Annotated in this window: 10 protein-coding genes and 1 tRNA gene; 7 read left to right on the top strand and 4 right to left on the bottom strand. The window is 61.8% G+C overall.

Annotated elements, in window-relative coordinates; translation table 11 throughout:
* Both AB5Y70_RS12920 and umuC read left to right on the top strand, forming a co-directional pair.
* The coding region (locus tag AB5Y70_RS12920) for a S24 family peptidase (RefSeq protein ID WP_368176022.1) at window positions 1-225 on the top strand (225 nt) is incomplete at its 5' end.
* Complete coding sequence (umuC, locus tag AB5Y70_RS12915) at window positions 206-1,465, top strand: translesion error-prone DNA polymerase V subunit UmuC (protein WP_368176021.1); 1,260 nt, start codon at window positions 206-208, stop codon at window positions 1,463-1,465. The genes AB5Y70_RS12920 and umuC, both read left to right, overlap by 20 nt.
* A gap of 111 nt (window positions 1,466-1,576) precedes the next feature.
* Here umuC and AB5Y70_RS12910 read toward each other — a convergent pair.
* Window positions 1,577-1,652 (bottom strand) — tRNA-Thr (locus AB5Y70_RS12910).
* A gap of 87 nt (window positions 1,653-1,739) precedes the next feature.
* Window positions 1,740-2,480, bottom strand: coding sequence for a phosphatase (locus AB5Y70_RS12905; protein ID WP_005324180.1), 741 nt, complete (start codon window positions 2,478-2,480; stop codon window positions 1,740-1,742).
* Between the two features lie 468 nt (window positions 2,481-2,948).
* Between AB5Y70_RS12905 and AB5Y70_RS12900 the strand changes: the two genes are divergently transcribed.
* The 4 genes from AB5Y70_RS12900 to AB5Y70_RS12885 all read left to right on the top strand — a co-directional run bounded on the left by AB5Y70_RS12900 (window position 2,949) and on the right by AB5Y70_RS12885 (window position 10,257).
* Window positions 2,949-3,602, top strand: coding sequence for a TetR/AcrR family transcriptional regulator (locus AB5Y70_RS12900; protein ID WP_005324182.1), 654 nt, complete (start codon window positions 2,949-2,951; stop codon window positions 3,600-3,602).
* 47 nt (window positions 3,603-3,649) lie between these two features.
* Window positions 3,650-5,974, top strand: a complete 2,325-nt coding sequence (locus tag AB5Y70_RS12895; RefSeq protein ID WP_113736204.1) for an acyl-CoA dehydrogenase — start codon at window positions 3,650-3,652, stop codon at window positions 5,972-5,974.
* A gap of 161 nt (window positions 5,975-6,135) precedes the next feature.
* Window positions 6,136-9,198, top strand: a complete 3,063-nt coding sequence (locus AB5Y70_RS12890) for an efflux RND transporter permease subunit (protein ID WP_201964352.1) — start codon at window positions 6,136-6,138, stop codon at window positions 9,196-9,198.
* 15 nt (window positions 9,199-9,213) lie between these two features.
* Window positions 9,214-10,257, top strand: a complete 1,044-nt coding sequence (locus AB5Y70_RS12885; protein WP_322131160.1) for an efflux RND transporter periplasmic adaptor subunit — start codon at window positions 9,214-9,216, stop codon at window positions 10,255-10,257.
* A gap of 67 nt (window positions 10,258-10,324) precedes the next feature.
* On the opposite strand, the gene pyk is transcribed toward AB5Y70_RS12885, so the two are convergent.
* Together pyk and AB5Y70_RS12875 are read right to left on the bottom strand one after the other, a co-directional pair.
* Window positions 10,325-11,764, bottom strand: a complete 1,440-nt coding sequence (pyk, locus tag AB5Y70_RS12880; protein ID WP_161653496.1) for a pyruvate kinase — start codon at window positions 11,762-11,764, stop codon at window positions 10,325-10,327.
* A 160-nt stretch (window positions 11,765-11,924) separates the two neighbouring features.
* Window positions 11,925-12,779 carry a MurR/RpiR family transcriptional regulator gene (locus AB5Y70_RS12875; protein WP_029314760.1) on the bottom strand — a complete coding sequence of 285 codons (855 nt, stop codon included), beginning with the start codon at window positions 12,777-12,779 and terminating at the stop codon, window positions 11,925-11,927.
* A 348-nt stretch (window positions 12,780-13,127) separates the two neighbouring features.
* Here AB5Y70_RS12875 and glk point away from each other — a divergent pair, with 348 nt between their 5' ends.
* Window positions 13,128-14,096 carry a glucokinase gene (gene glk, locus AB5Y70_RS12870; protein WP_104454424.1) on the top strand — a complete coding sequence of 323 codons (969 nt, stop codon included), beginning with the start codon at window positions 13,128-13,130 and terminating at the stop codon, window positions 14,094-14,096.
* Window positions 14,097-14,163 lie beyond the last annotated feature (67 nt).

Genomic DNA, 14,163 nt, shown 5'->3' with positions numbered 1-14,163 from the left:
GTCGATAAGAGCCTCACCCCGCGCCATGGTGATGTGGTGATTGCACTACTCGATGGCGGCTTCACGGTAAAGACCTTGCAGCTCAAGCCGAGGTTGCGGCTGTTGCCAGCCAATCCGGCGTTCGCGCCTATCGACCCTTTTATGAGCCTCTCCCTGGAGTTGTTCGGAGTGGTCACCCATGTGATTGGCAATCTGAGGCAGCGTGATGGCTATAGCGCTCGTTGATGTAAACAACTTCTACGCCAGCTGTGAGCGGCTGTTTCGCCCTGAGCTGCGTGGCCGCCCGATCGTGGTGCTCTCCAACAACGATGGATGCGTGGTGTCGCGCAGCCCCGAAGCCAAGGCGCTGGGTATCAAGATGGCCGGGCCCTACTTCAAGATCCGCGAGCAGTTCGAGGCGCATGGCGGTGTGGCATTCAGCTCCAACTACGCGCTCTACGGCGATATGTCTGGCAGGGTGATGAGCACGTTGGAGACCATGGCCCCTGAGCTTGAGGTCTACTCCATCGATGAAGTGTTCATGGCGTTGTCGGAGTCGTTTGCCGGGGACCTGACAGCCTATGGGCAACAGATCCGGCAGCGAGTGTGGCAGTGGACCGGCCTCACGGTAGGGGTTGGGATCGGACCCACCAAGACCCTCGCCAAGCTGGCCAACTATGCAGCCAAGAAGTGGCCTGCCACGGGCGGCGTCGTGGACTTGCGTGACGAGCTGCGCCGTGCCCGGCTGATGGCTATCACCCCGGTGGATGAGGTGTGGGGCATAGGACGGCGCTTGGGGGCCAAGTTGGTGGCACAAGGTATCAATACCGTTGCTGACCTGGTGGCTAGCGACGCCAAAAGGTTACGCGCCCAATTCGGCGTGGTGGTCGAGCGGATCGTACAGGAGCTGCGTGGCCTGTCTTGCGCAGAGCTGACCGTTGAACCGGCGGCGAAGCAGCAGATCCTCTCGAGCCGTTCCTTTGGTGAGCGCGTGACCGACCGTGGAGAAATGGCCCAGGCGTTGTCGGGCTTTATGGCTCGCGCAGCCGAGAAGCTGCGGGCCGAGGGAATGTGTTGCCAGCGGGTGCACCTGTTCGTGCGAACCAGCCCCTTTGAAGAACGAGCCCCTTACTACAGTGAGCAGGCTGGCGTCCGGTTGGTCTGCCCTAGCGATGATACCCGGTTGCTGCTGCAGCAAGTGAACGTGCTGCTACCGCAGATTTGGCGCGACGGTTACCGTTATCAGAAGGGGGGCGTCATGCTGAGTGAGTTCACCCCCAAGGGGCAACAACAGGCAGATCTCTTTGCCCCGTCCTCCACTCAATCAGATGCGCTGATGGCAGTGATGGACCAGATCAAAGCCAAGGGATTGGGGCGCGTAGGCTTTGCCAGTCAAGGCACGGGGTCAGCCGAGTGGATGATGCGACAAGAGCACTTGAGCCCCTGCTACACCACCCGCTGGGAGGACCTGCCGGTGGCCAGGTAAGTGGATACAGTAATGTGCCTACCGTTTGCTAAATGTGGTACCCCATGTGGTACCCCAAGCCAAAAAGCACAAATGGTTAGCTTCGCTGAGAAGCTAACCCTTTGTTTTATATGGTGCCGATAAGGGGAATCGAACTCCTGACCTTCGCATTACGAATGCGCTGCTCTACCAACTGAGCTATACCGGCGGCTTGATGTTCAGAGTCGTGAAAAAAGCCGGACAAGTCAATTGAGCCAACTCGATTTTATGAGTTGGCTCATGATGTTAAGGCATATCAGAGGTCAACGAACTCCGGGATGTGGGCACGGCCGCGGCTCTCGAGAAAATCGAGCAGGGCGCGGGGGGAGCGGGCCAGGATCCGCTCATGTGGGAAGTTGGCTTCGGTGACCAGACGATGGCAGTGATCAAAGTCGCCGAGGCTGAATGCCACGTGGGAGTCGGAGCCGAAAGTGAGGTAGGCACCCAGATCGCGCGCCGCTTCGACGATGGCGCGGCAGTTGCTTTCGCTGCCTGCACGAGAGTGGCTGAACGATGAGTTGTTGACCTCCAGTGCCACTCGATACTCTGCCGCTGCCTTGACCACCGCCTGGATATCGATGGGGAAGGCGGGGTTGCCGGGGTGGCTTATCATGTCGACCCGACCGCTTCGAATGGCGTTGATCATGGCCTGGGTGTGGGTCGCCTGATCGCAGGGGGGGAACACCGGTTCGTGAAAGCCCGCCATGATCATGTCGAGCCGCGATTCGTAGCGCTCGGGGAAGTCTATTTCACCGTCGATGTTCTTGATGTTGGCTTCGATGCCGCGCAGGATGCCGACCCCGTCCACGACCCTGGGCAACACGTGCAGATTGACGAAATGCCAGTAATGCGGGGCATCTGCCATGTCCGGGCCATGGTCCGTGGTGGCGAACAGCTTGATCCCCTTGGCTTTGGCGATGGGCAGGTAATCGTGAATGGTGCTGTAGGCGTGGGTGCTGGCGACGGTGTGCGTGTGGGTATCGACCGTATACTTCATCTTCTCTCCCCTCTGGCATGAGGCGACAGCATAGCAAGATTGGCGAAGCCGGGCCATGTGGCTGGTTGCCATACTTTGTCACAATTTGGGTCTGTGCTGACAAAGTCTGATGACGTTTCACTGCGAGGATGGCGACATCGATGCAAGCCTGAACACCCATCGATGGGTCGACACTGGATAGTCAGACCCGTTTTCCCCGCCGTCGCACCTGCGACGGTTTTTTTTGGTTCTCTGTCGGCGCATCGGGTGACGGCAGGGCAAAAAAATGCCCAACTAGCATGACGCAGGTTGGGCGAGACTTAATGTTTAATTGCAGTGGCATAGATATAGAGTGCCGTCTCGCCGCGAAGTTCCCGCCATCTTCCCTCTTTTTTGATTAAAAACATTTAGCCAACACTTGTTCACATTCTCTTGACATGAGTGGGCGTGAAACGTACTTTTTAAACATTCGTTTAAGTGAGGTGTCCAGTGAGTAAAATCGATACCAAGAACCGTATTCTCGACGCCGCCGAGGTGCTGTTTGCCGAGCGGGGGTTCGCCGATACCTCGTTGCGTCTGATCACCAGCGAGGCCGATGTGAACCTGGCTTCGGTCAATTATCACTTCGGCTCCAAGAAGGAGCTTATCCAGGCGGTGCTCGACCGTTATCTGAGCCTCTTCATGCCGGCACTGGACGGGCGGTTACAGACGTTGATGGCGCAGGATCAGCTGACCCTGTTGCAGGTGTTCGAGAGCTTTGTCGAACCTCTGATGAAACTGTCGGCCGTCAGGGCGAATGGTCCGGCGCTCTTCATGCAGTTGCTGGGGCGCGGCTATATCGACAGTCAGGGCCACCTGCGCCGCTTTATTACCACCCATTATGGGGCGACCCTGCACGGGATCACCCAGGCCATCTCCAAGGCCAATCCGGATTTGTCGCCAGCGGATCTCTTCTGGCGCCTGCACTTCACCCTGGGCACAGTCGTCTTCACCATGGCCTCTGCGGATGCCCTGCGTGACATCGCCCAGGCCGATTTTGGCCAGCAGCTCGATGTGGAAGGGCTGGTGCGCAACGTCATTCCTTATCTGGCGTCCGGTGTCGGGGCGCCCGTGGAGTCGACCAGGCTCTCCCTGGCCGTGTAACACCTAACAATAATCAACGGAAACAGTGAAATAGAAGGAACTTCGGTATGATCACATTGCTTGTCCTGCTGGTGCTGGCGATAGCCGTGGTGCTCGGTGTCCCCGCCATCCGTAAAAAGGTGGTGACCCGCCCCGTGTTCGGCATCTTCAAGAAGATACTGCCGCCCCTGTCGGCCACCGAGCGGGAGGCCATGGAGGCCGGCTCCGTCTGGTGGGACGGGGAGCTGTTTCGCGGTAACCCGGACTGGAAGAAACTGCACGGCTACGGCAAGGCCGAGCTGAGTGCAGAAGAGCAGGCCTTTATCGACAACCAGGTCGAAACCCTGCTCGCCATGGTGGACGACTTCAAGATCGTCAACGAGACCAAGGACCTGCCGGAGCCGGTGTGGGACTATCTGAAGAAAGAAGGCTTCTTCTCCCTGATCATCCCGAAATCCTACGGCGGCCGCGAGTTCTCGGCGATTGCCAACTCCACCATCGTCACCCGTATCGCCACCAAGAGCCTGAGCGTCGCGGTCACCGTCATGGTGCCCAACTCTCTCGGCCCGGGCGAGCTGCTGATGCATTACGGCACCCAGGCCCAGAAAGATTTCTGGCTGCCGGGGCTGGCCAACGGCAAGGAGGTACCCTGCTTCGCTCTGACCGGGCCGGAAGCGGGCTCCGATGCGGGCGCCATCCCGGACAAGGGGATCGTCTGCAAGGGGATGCACAAGGGGGAAGAGGTGCTGGGCATTCGCCTGAACTGGAACAAGCGCTACATCACCCTGGCGCCGCGCGCCACCGTGCTGGGGCTGGCGTTCAAGCTCTATGACCCGGAAAAACTGCTGGGTGACAAGGAGGAGATCGGCATCACCTGTGCGCTGATCCCGACCAGTCACCCTGGCGTGCGCGTCGGCGATCGCCACTACCCCATGGGGTTGGCGTTCCTGAACGGCCCGACCTTCGGCAAGGATGTGTTCATTCCGCTCGACTGGATCATCGGTGGCCCGGATTACGCCGGCCGCGGCTGGCGCATGCTGGTGGAGTGCCTCTCCGCCGGTCGCGGCATCTCGCTGCCAGCCCTTGGCACCGCCTGCGGTCACATGGCGAGCCGCACCGTGGGCGCCTACTCCTACGTGCGCAAGCAGTTCGGCATGTCCATCGGCAAGTTTGAAGGGGTGCAGGAAGCGCTGGCCCGTATCGGCGGACTCACCTATCAGCTGGAAGGGGCTCGTCGCATGACTGCAGGTTCCCTGGATTTGGGTCAGGCACCGGCCATCGTCACCGCGATTTCCAAGTACCACATGACCGAGATGGCCCGCCAGGTGATGGATGACTCCATGGACATCCATGCTGGTCGTGCCATCCAGCTGGGCCCGAAAAACTACACCGGCTACGCCTACATGGGCATTCCGGTGGCCATCACGGTGGAAGGGGCCAACATCCTGACCCGCAACCTGATGATCTTCGGGCAAGGGGCCACCCGCTGCCATCCGTATGTGTTTGCCGAGCTGGAAGCGGCGGCCGACACCGATGTGGAGCGCGGTCTCGAGAAGTTTGACGCCCTGTTGATGAAACACATCGCCTTCGGTACCGGCAACTTCTTCGGTGCCCTGTTCCAGGGGCTGACCCTGGGCCAGTTCAACAGCGCCCCGGTGGCTGGCGAAACCGCCCGCTACTACAAGCAGCTCTCTCGCATGAGCAAGGGGCTGGCCCTGTGCGCCGACGTCTCCATGCTGATGCTGGGCGGGGATCTCAAGCGCAAGGAGATGATCTCCGCCCGTCTGGGTGACGTGCTGAGTCACCTCTACCTGGCCTCCGCCACCCTCAAGCATTACGAGGATCAGGGCCGCATGGTCTCTGACCTGCCGTTCGTCCAGTACGCGGTGGAGCGCAACCTCTACCTGATTGGCAAGGCGTTCGAGGGCTTCTTCCAGAACTTCCCGAACAAGGTGGTGGGTGCCGTACTCAAGCGGGTGGTGTTCCCGTTCGGCGTCGGTTACAAGATGCCGGCGGACGATCGCTGCCATGCCATCTGTCTGGCCATGATGACGCCGGGCGAGTTCCGGGATCGTCTGACCGCGCTCTGTTACGTGGGCAAGGACGAGGCGGATCCGGTGGGGCTGATGGAGCGTGCCTTCCAGGCCATGGTCTTGGTGCAGCCCATCGAGAAGAAGCTGATGCAGGCCCAGAAAGAGGGCAGACTGCCCCGCAAGCTGGCGCTGCCTGAGCTGGTGGCTGCCGCCCTGTCCCAGTCCATCCTCGGCAAGGAGGAGGCGGACAAGCTGCTGGCCGCCGATGCCCTGCGCTACGAGGCTATCCAGGTGGACAACTTCGCTCCTGGCGAGCTGGAAGGATTGTCTCAACCGAACCCGGTCGAGCATGCAGCCTGACCCCGAGCATAAACCGACAACCGGCCCTAGTGGCCGGTTTTTTGTTGTTTAACCAGCCATTTACAAGGTCGATTAATTCCAGTTTAATGCAATGGCCCCCACCCTTGGGGCAGGAAGCAAGGCCATCGGAATGGCCGATAACAACAACTCAGGAAGAGTGAATGAACCTCGCCAAAACGGCGATCGAACGCCCCATCTGGGTGGCGGTCTCGGTCGTGCTGATTTTTTTGCTGGGCCTGCTCAGCATCCGGGGACTGCCCGTCCAGCTGTTTCCCGACATAGACCGTCCTCACCTCAACATCACGGTGGACTGGCGTTCGGCCTCGCCCCAGGAGATGGAGTCGGAGATAACCGATCCCATCGAGCAGGAGATGCAGGGGGTACAGGGGCTCAAGAGCCTCAGCAGCAACAGCTACCCCGGCTTCACCGAAATCGACATGGAGTTTGCCCTTGGCACCGACATGCAGCGGGCCCAGCTTGACGTCATCTCCCGCCTGAACCGGGTCTCGGGGCTGCCGGACAACATCGGTGGCCCTTACGTCAACAACTACAGCAGCAACGACACCCTGACCTTCTTCTTCATCCAGCAACTGCCCGGCGCCAAGGGGGAGATAGACGATCACCAGGCGCTGATCGAGGCGAGGGTCAAGCCCGAGCTGGAGCGGATCCCCGGGGTGTCCACGGTCGACATCGAGGGGATCAACGAGCGCCAGATCCAGATCCGTTTCGACCCTTACCGCGCCGCTGAGCTGGGGGTGGAGATCCCGGTGCTCGCTAACCGGGCAACGACGGGCTGGGATGTGTCGGCCGGCACCCTCGACATCGGACGCTGGGAGTACAATCTGCGCTTTGCCGGTCGCTATGACGTGGCGGCCCTGGGGGACAAGGTGGTGGACTGGCGTGACGGCCTGCCCATCTATCTGCGGGACGTGGCCGAGATCAGAGTGGCCCGGGAGGAGAACCCGGTGCTGCGCATCCAGAACGGCAACACCGCCATCGCGGCGCAGATCTTCAAGGAGAGCGGTGCCAATGCCCTGGCGGCGCTCGAGGGGATCAAGGCCAAGGTCGGGGAGCTCAACCGGGAGGTGCTGGAGCCGGTTGGCCTGCACATGGAGCAGTCGTTTGACGCTTCCCTCTACATCAACCGGGCGGTAAGCATGGTGACCGCCAACCTGGGGCTCGGGGTGCTGCTCGCCTGCGCCATCCTCTGGGTCTTTCTGCGCCAGCTCAAGGCGACCCTGATGATCGCGATCGCCATCCCCATCAGCATCATGCTCACCTTCTGCCTGCTCAAAGTGATGGGGCGGACCCTCAATATCATCTCCCTGGCGGGCATTGCGTTTGCGGTCGGCATGGTGCTCGACGCCGCCATCGTGGTGCTGGAGAGCATCTACCGGCGCCATGAGCGGGGTGACATCAGCAAGGGAGAGGCGGCGCTGGAGGGCACCCGCCGGGTGTGGACCGCTCTGGTGGCGTCCACTCTGACCACGGTCGCCATCTTCCTGCCGGTGCTCCTGCTCAACGACGTGGAAGGGCAGTTGTTTGCCGATCTTGCGCTCACCATCGCCTGCGCGGTGACCGTCTCCATGGTGGTGGCGGTGACTGTGTTGCCTGCGGTGGCGGCGCGCTGGATGGGGCACGAGCGGCTGATTGATCCCTTTGAGCGCCTGTGGTGCCGCGTCACCCGCCATGTGATCCGCTGGACGGCCACCGCCCCCAGGCGCTGGGCCATCATCGTCCTGATGATGACGGGGCCTGTGCTGGTGAGCTGGTTGATGTTGCCCAAGATGAACTACCTGCCGGATGTGAAGCGGGACGCCATCGACGTCTGGATGAGTTTCACCCCCGGGGTCAATCTCAAGGCCCAGCGGGAGGAGGTGATCGATACCCTGATTGCCCGCCTCGACCCCTATATGAAAGGGGAGAAGGAGCCTGTCCTCAAGAACTACTACATCCTGCGCTACCCGGGCGGTGCCCAGATCGGGGTGCGGCCAAAGGAGGATAACCAGATCAAGGTGCTGGAGCAGCTCTTGATGAAGCAATTGCTGGTGGGCATTCCCGACACCCGGGTGTTTGGCGGTCAGGGGTCCCTGTTTGGCGGTTTTGACAGTGAAAACAGCATCTCCCTGCTGATCCAGGGGGGTGGGCTGCCCGAACTCTATCAGGCGGCCCGGGAGAGCATGACCATAGTGCAGCGGGACTTGCCCGGCGCCCAGGTCAGGCCAGAACCCGGACTCGATTTCACCGCTCCCGAGCTTCGGCTGGTGCCCCAGGACAGGCGCCTGGCCGAGGTGGGCTGGGATCGTTCCCCTATGCCCGCCATCATCCAGACCTTTGGCGATGGTCTGCGGGTCGGCGAATATTTCGACGGGGATGAGCGGCTCGACATCCTGCTGATGGGGCAGGCCTCCGCCAACCCGGACGAGCTCAAGGCGGTGCCGCTTGCTACCCCGTCCGGGCGCATCGTTCCCCTTGGGGAACTGCTGCGGGTGGAGCCGCAACTCGGGCCTGAGAGCATCTTCCGATCCGATGGGCGGCGCAGCATCAGCCTGCAGATTTCGCCCCCTGCGGGGATGAGCATGGAGCAGGTGCTCGACACCCTGCAGCACAAGAGCTTTGCCGCCATCCGACCGTTGCTGCCGGCCGGGGGGGAGCTGCGGGTCGCCGGCAATGCCGACAGCCTGCAGCAGGCGCTCGGCAACCTCGGCAGCATCTTCCTGTTCGCCGTGATGATACTGCTCATTCTGCTGTGGGGGGTCTTCGCCTCCCTCAAGGATGCCGTGCTGGTGTTGCTCACCTTGCCGCTCGCCACCGTAGGCGGCGTGCTGGCGCTGCACCTGAGCGGTCTGGTGGCGCCGCTGCCGATGGACTTGCTCACCATCATCGGCTTCGTCATCCTGCTCGGGTTGGTGGTCAACAACGCCATTCTGCTGGTGCACCAGACCAGGATGGCCGAGCGGGAGGGGATGAGCCGACAGTCGGCAGTCACCGATGCCCTGCAAAGCCGGATGCGTCCCATCGCCATGACCAGCCTCACCAGCATCTTCGGCATGCTGCCCCTGATGCTGAGTCCGAGCGAGGGGAGCGAAATCTACCGGGGGCTGGCCACCGTCATCGTCGGCGGCATGAGCTGCAGCACCCTCTTCACCCTGATCCTGTTGCCCGCCTTCCTGCGGTTGGGGGAGCAGACCGACATACCGCACGCCCTTCGGCAGCGTGCCTGAGCAAGGAGCTCATCGATGACACAAGGTTTCACAAGGATGGTGGTGGGGGCTCTGCTGCTGGCTGGCGGGCTGCCTGCGCTTGCACAAAGCAAGATGGTGACGCTGGCGGAGGTGGCCCAGGGAGAGGCGGGGGCCAGCATCTGGGTCAGCGGCACGGTGGCGAGCCGCCAGCAGGCGGCGCTCAGCGCCGAAGTGAGCGGTCGGGTGGAGTGGATAGCCGAGTTTGGCAGCCGGGTGAAGGCGGGGGACGAGTTGCTGCGCCTGGACAGCGCGACTCTGCGCCTCTCGCTGGAGCAGGCGAGGGCTGAACAAGCCAGAGAGGGGAGCAACCTGCGTTACGCTCGCGCCGAGTTCCAGCGCCTGGATCGTTTGCACCAGCAAAAGAGTGCCTCCCAGAGCCAGTATGACAAGGCGCGCTATGACGTGGAGCAGGCTGAGCTGGCCGAGCAGCTGGCGCGGGTGCAGGTGCGCCAGATTGAGGAGCAGCTGCGCAGAAGCCGCATCTTTGCCCCGTTTGACGGGGTGGTGAATGAACACTTCATCCAGCCGGGGGAGCATGTGGATGTGGGCGAACAGGCGCTTGAGCTGGTCAATCCGGACCAGCCGGACATCCGGTTGCGTGCGCCTATTGCCTGGGCCCGGCAACTGGCCACCCAGACCCGGTTGCGGGTGGAAGGGGAGCAGCTCAGCAGCCACGCCATCTATTACCAGCGGGCGGCGAGCGCCGATCCCAAGTCCCGGCTCATCGAGCTGCGCCTCAAGCCGGAAGCGGGCACGTTCATCATCGGCTCGCCAGTGCGGGTGGCGCTGCCGATGGGAGAGCAGCACACCATGCTGCTGCCACGGGATGCCCTGGTGCTCGGCACCGAGGGAAGCGTGGTCTATCAGGTGGAGCAGCGCGGCGAGGCGCTCACGGTGAACCGGGTGCCGGTCACCGTGCTCTTTGGGGACAGCCGGGAGGTGGCGGTGAGCGGCGCTCTCAAGCAGGGAGACAAGGTGGTAGTGCGCGGCGCCGGCAGCCTGCAGGATGGAGACAAGGTGGAGCTGTTTCGCGGTTGAACCTGGGCAGATCCCATAAAAAAACGGCTCCCGCGGGAGCCGTTTTTGTGGCAGGGAGGAGGGGCGATTACTCGACCATCATCACCTTGCAGGTGTTGGTGCTGCCGACGGTCTCCATCTTGTCGCCGTGGGTGAGCAATACCATGTCGCCGCTTTGCAGCAGTCCCTTGGCCTTGAGCACGTCCAGCGCGTCGCGGCACACCTCGTAGACCGGCTTGGTCTCGTCGCCATCAAACAGCACGGGGGTGACGCCGCGGTAGAGGTTGGCCCAGGCCAGGGTCTTGTTGTGAGGAGACATGGCGAAGATGGGCAGGCCGGAGCTGATGCGGGACATCAGCAGCGGGGTGGTGCCCGACTCGGTCAGCGCCACGATCGCCTTGACCCCTTCCAGGTGGTTGGCCGCATACATGGTGGACATGGCCACCGCCTCTTCCACCGAGGTGAAGGTGTAGTTCATGCGGTGGTTGGAGACGTTCAGGCTCGGGTGCTTCTCGGCGCCCACACAGACGCTGGCCATGGAGGTCACGGTCTCGATGGGGAACTGGCCGGCGGCGGTCTCGGCGGAGAGCATCACCGCATCGGTACCATCCAGCACGGCGTTGGCCACGTCCATGACTTCGGCACGGGTCGGGAGCGGCGCGTTGATCATGGACTCCATCATCTGGGTCGCGGTGATGACCACGCGATTCAGGCGGCGGGAGTGGCGAATGAGCTTCTTCTGCACTCCCACCAGTTCGGGGTCGCCGATTTCGACACCCAGGTCACCACGGGCCACCATGACGGCGTCGGAGCCGAGGATGATGTCCTCCATCGCCTCGTCGCTGGCGACGGTCTCGGCGCGCTCGACCTTGGCCACTATCTTGGCGTTGGAGCCGGCTTCGCGGGCCAGCTCGCGGGCGTAGCGCAGGTCATCGCCGCTGCGGGGGAAGGAGACCGCCAGGTAGTCCACGTTCATGCGGGCGGCAGTCTTGATGTCTTCCTTGTCCTTGTCGGTCAGGGCCGGTGCGGAGAGGCCGCCCCCCTTCTTGTTGATGCCCTTGTTGTTGGAGAGGGGGCCGGCCACGGTGACCGTGGTGTGGATGCGGGTGCCTTCCACCTGTTCCACTTTCAGCTGTACCCGGCCATCGTCCAGCAGCAGGATATCGCCTGGCACGACGTCGTTTGGCAGGCTCTTGTAGTCGATGCCGACCTGCTCCTGGCAGCCTTCTCCCTTGCCAAGGGCTGCGTCGAGGATGAACTTGTCACCGATGGCGAGGTAGATCTTGCCATCCTTGAAGGTGGAGACGCGGATCTTGGGACCTTGCAGGTCCCCCATGATGGCCACGTGGCGGCCGAGCTTGGCGGCGATTTCACGCACCTGGTTGGCGCGCTGGATATGGTCTTCAGGAGTGCCGTGAGAGAAGTTCATCCGCACCATGTCGGCACCGGCGCGGATGATCCCCTCGAGGATGCCGTCGCGATCGGTCGCCGGACCGAGTGTGGTTACAATCTTTGTACGTCTTGGCATGAAAGACTCCAATGTGAAGTTGATATGACTTGAAATACTGCCCCGTCAAGCATGTGGCATGGCGCCGGCTTGCAGGCCATCTGGGTGGCCTTCTGTGATTGAATTTCGATACTACACCAAGCCCGGTGGCTTAGACAGTCGGGGGCGAACCCCCGAATGATCAGGAGGAGTGCGGGGTATCAAAGCGGGATTCGCGCAAACCTTCTTTGACTTTTTTCAGGTTTTCGCGAAATTTCATGCCACGGCGCAGGGTGAAGCCGGTGGCCAGCACATCCACCAGGGCGAGCTGGGCGATGCGCGACGCCATGGGCATGTAGACGTCGGTGTCTTCCGGCACGTCCATGGAGAGCACCAGGTTGCACTCGCGGGCCAGGGGGGAGTCCTTGGCGGTCATGCCGATCACGGTAGCATCGTTTTCACGGGCCAGGGCGGCAATTTCCACCAGCGCCTTGGTGCGGCCGGTGTGGGAGATGAGCACCACCACGTCCCCTTCGCTGCTGTTGATGCAGCTCATGCGCATCATGACGATGTCGTCGAAGCTCACCACGGGGATGTTGAAGCGGAAGAACTTGTTCTGGGCATCCCGGGCGACGGCGGAGGAGGCGCCCAGACCAAAGAAACTGATCTTCTTGGACTGGGTCAGGATGTCGACGCAGCGGTTGATGGCGGAGATGTCCAGGCTGTTCTTGGCGGCATCGAGACAGGCCATGGTGGACTCGAAGATCTTGGCGGTGTAGGTGTCGGGCCCGTCTTCCGCTTCCACGTGGCGGTTCACATAGGGGGTGCCGTTGGCCAGGCTCTGGGCGAGGTGCAGCTTGAAGTCGGGAAAGCCCTTGGTATCGAGGCGACGGCAGAAGCGATTGACGGTGGGTTCGCTGACATCCGCCAGCTTGGCCAGGGTGGCGATGCTGGAGTGAATGGCGGTCTGGGGGGATGCCAGGATCACTTCCGCCACCTTACGCTCTGATTTACTGAAACTTTCCAAATTGTTCGTAATTTTATCGAGGGTATTCATCATTACCACCAGGCATTTTTGTAATTTAACTTCAGTGTCTGTGCACTAAATTCAGAGCTCAAGCAGGTTTCCAATCTCCGCGATGACTATACAAGACAAGCGCTTATCGGAACTAATCTCGTCCATACAAAGTATGACTCATGTCTAATTATTTCGTGTTTTTAGTTACAAACTTCCATTCCGCCCTTGAAAACGCTTACAAATGTTGCAAAGCAACAACACTGTGAGCGGGCGCACAGTTGCATTCATAAAACGCGCCGCCGGGAAGCGGGCTCGAGTAGTATTGCAGCCAAATAACAAGGTCGGGACGGTAAGGGCCGCCCCGAGTCGGTAACGAAGGAGTTTGTTATGCAGCATACCCATGCGCTGGTGGGCGACGTAGGCGGTACCAATGCCCGGCTGGCCCTGTGCGAGCTGGCGACCGGCGCCATTTCCCAGGCAAAGACCTATTCAGGGCTGGCCCACCCCAGCCTGGAGGCCGTGGTGCGCCTCTATCTGGAAGAACATGGTGCCAAGGTGGGCGAGGCCTGCATCGCCATCGCCTGTCCCATCAACGGCGACTGGGTCGCCATGACCAACCACAGCTGGGAGTTTTCCATCAGCGAGATGCAGGCCAACCTCGGCCTGGCGCGTCTGCAGGTGATCAACGACTTCACTGCCGTCTCCATGGCGGTGCCCGTGCTCGGCGAGAGCGATCGCATCCAGCTCGGGGGCGCGGCCCCAGTGGCCGGCAAGCCCATCGCCATCTATGGTGCCGGCACCGGCCTCGGGGTCGCCCACCTGGTGCAGGCCGGCGAACAGTGGCTCAGTCTGCCGGGTGAGGGCGGGCACGTGGACTTCGCCGCCAACACGGAAGAGGAAGATGCTGTGCTGCAGGTGATGCGCGGCGAGCTGGGCCATGTGTCGGCCGAGCGCTTCCTCTCCGGTCCGGGTCTGGTGAACTTGTACCGCGGGCTGGTGAAGTCCGACGGCCGGGAGCCCGAGGCGTTCGAACCCAAGGACATCACGGAGCGGGCGCTGGCGGGGGAATGCCTGGATTGTCGCCGTACCCTGAGCCTCTTCTGCGTGCTGATGGGGCGCTTTGCCGGCAACCTGGCCCTCAACATGGGCACCTTTGGCGGCGTCTACATCGCCGGCGGCATAGTACCGCGCTTCCAGGAGTTCTTTATCGCCTCCGGCTTCCGGGTGGCGTTCGAGGACAAGGGGCGCTTCAAGTCCTACCTCAAGGACATCCCCGTGTTCCTCATCACCCACGAAGGTCCGGGCCTGCTCGGTGCGGGCGCCTATCTGCGCCAGTCCCTCGGGATCCGTCTCTGACAGGCTAGGGAAACGATTTCATCGCGGTTCAGCCCTGATTCAGTGGCCCTGGCGTAGAGTAGGCTCA

The organism is Aeromonas sp. s1(2024), from assembly GCF_040908005.1.
Lineage (GTDB): Bacteria > Pseudomonadota > Gammaproteobacteria > Enterobacterales > Aeromonadaceae > Aeromonas > Aeromonas caviae.
The sequence above is the reverse complement of the archived record's forward strand: the minus strand, read 5'-3'. Positions and strand labels throughout refer to the sequence as shown.

Coding starts and splice junctions, on each gene's coding strand:
- pyk (WP_161653496.1), bottom strand. CDS start 11,764: ATGCCAAGACGTACAAAGATTGTAACCACACTCGGTCCGGCGACCGAT.
- umuC (WP_368176021.1), top strand. CDS start 206: ATGGCTATAGCGCTCGTTGATGTAAACAACTTCTACGCCAGCTGTGAG.
- glk (WP_104454424.1), top strand. CDS start 13,128: ATGCAGCATACCCATGCGCTGGTGGGCGACGTAGGCGGTACCAATGCC.
- AB5Y70_RS12890 (WP_201964352.1), top strand. CDS start 6,136: ATGAACCTCGCCAAAACGGCGATCGAACGCCCCATCTGGGTGGCGGTC.
- AB5Y70_RS12895 (WP_113736204.1), top strand. CDS start 3,650: ATGATCACATTGCTTGTCCTGCTGGTGCTGGCGATAGCCGTGGTGCTC.
- AB5Y70_RS12885 (WP_322131160.1), top strand. CDS start 9,214: ATGACACAAGGTTTCACAAGGATGGTGGTGGGGGCTCTGCTGCTGGCT.
- AB5Y70_RS12905 (WP_005324180.1), bottom strand. CDS start 2,480: ATGAAGTATACGGTCGATACCCACACGCACACCGTCGCCAGCACCCAC.
- AB5Y70_RS12875 (WP_029314760.1), bottom strand. CDS start 12,779: ATGAATACCCTCGATAAAATTACGAACAATTTGGAAAGTTTCAGTAAA.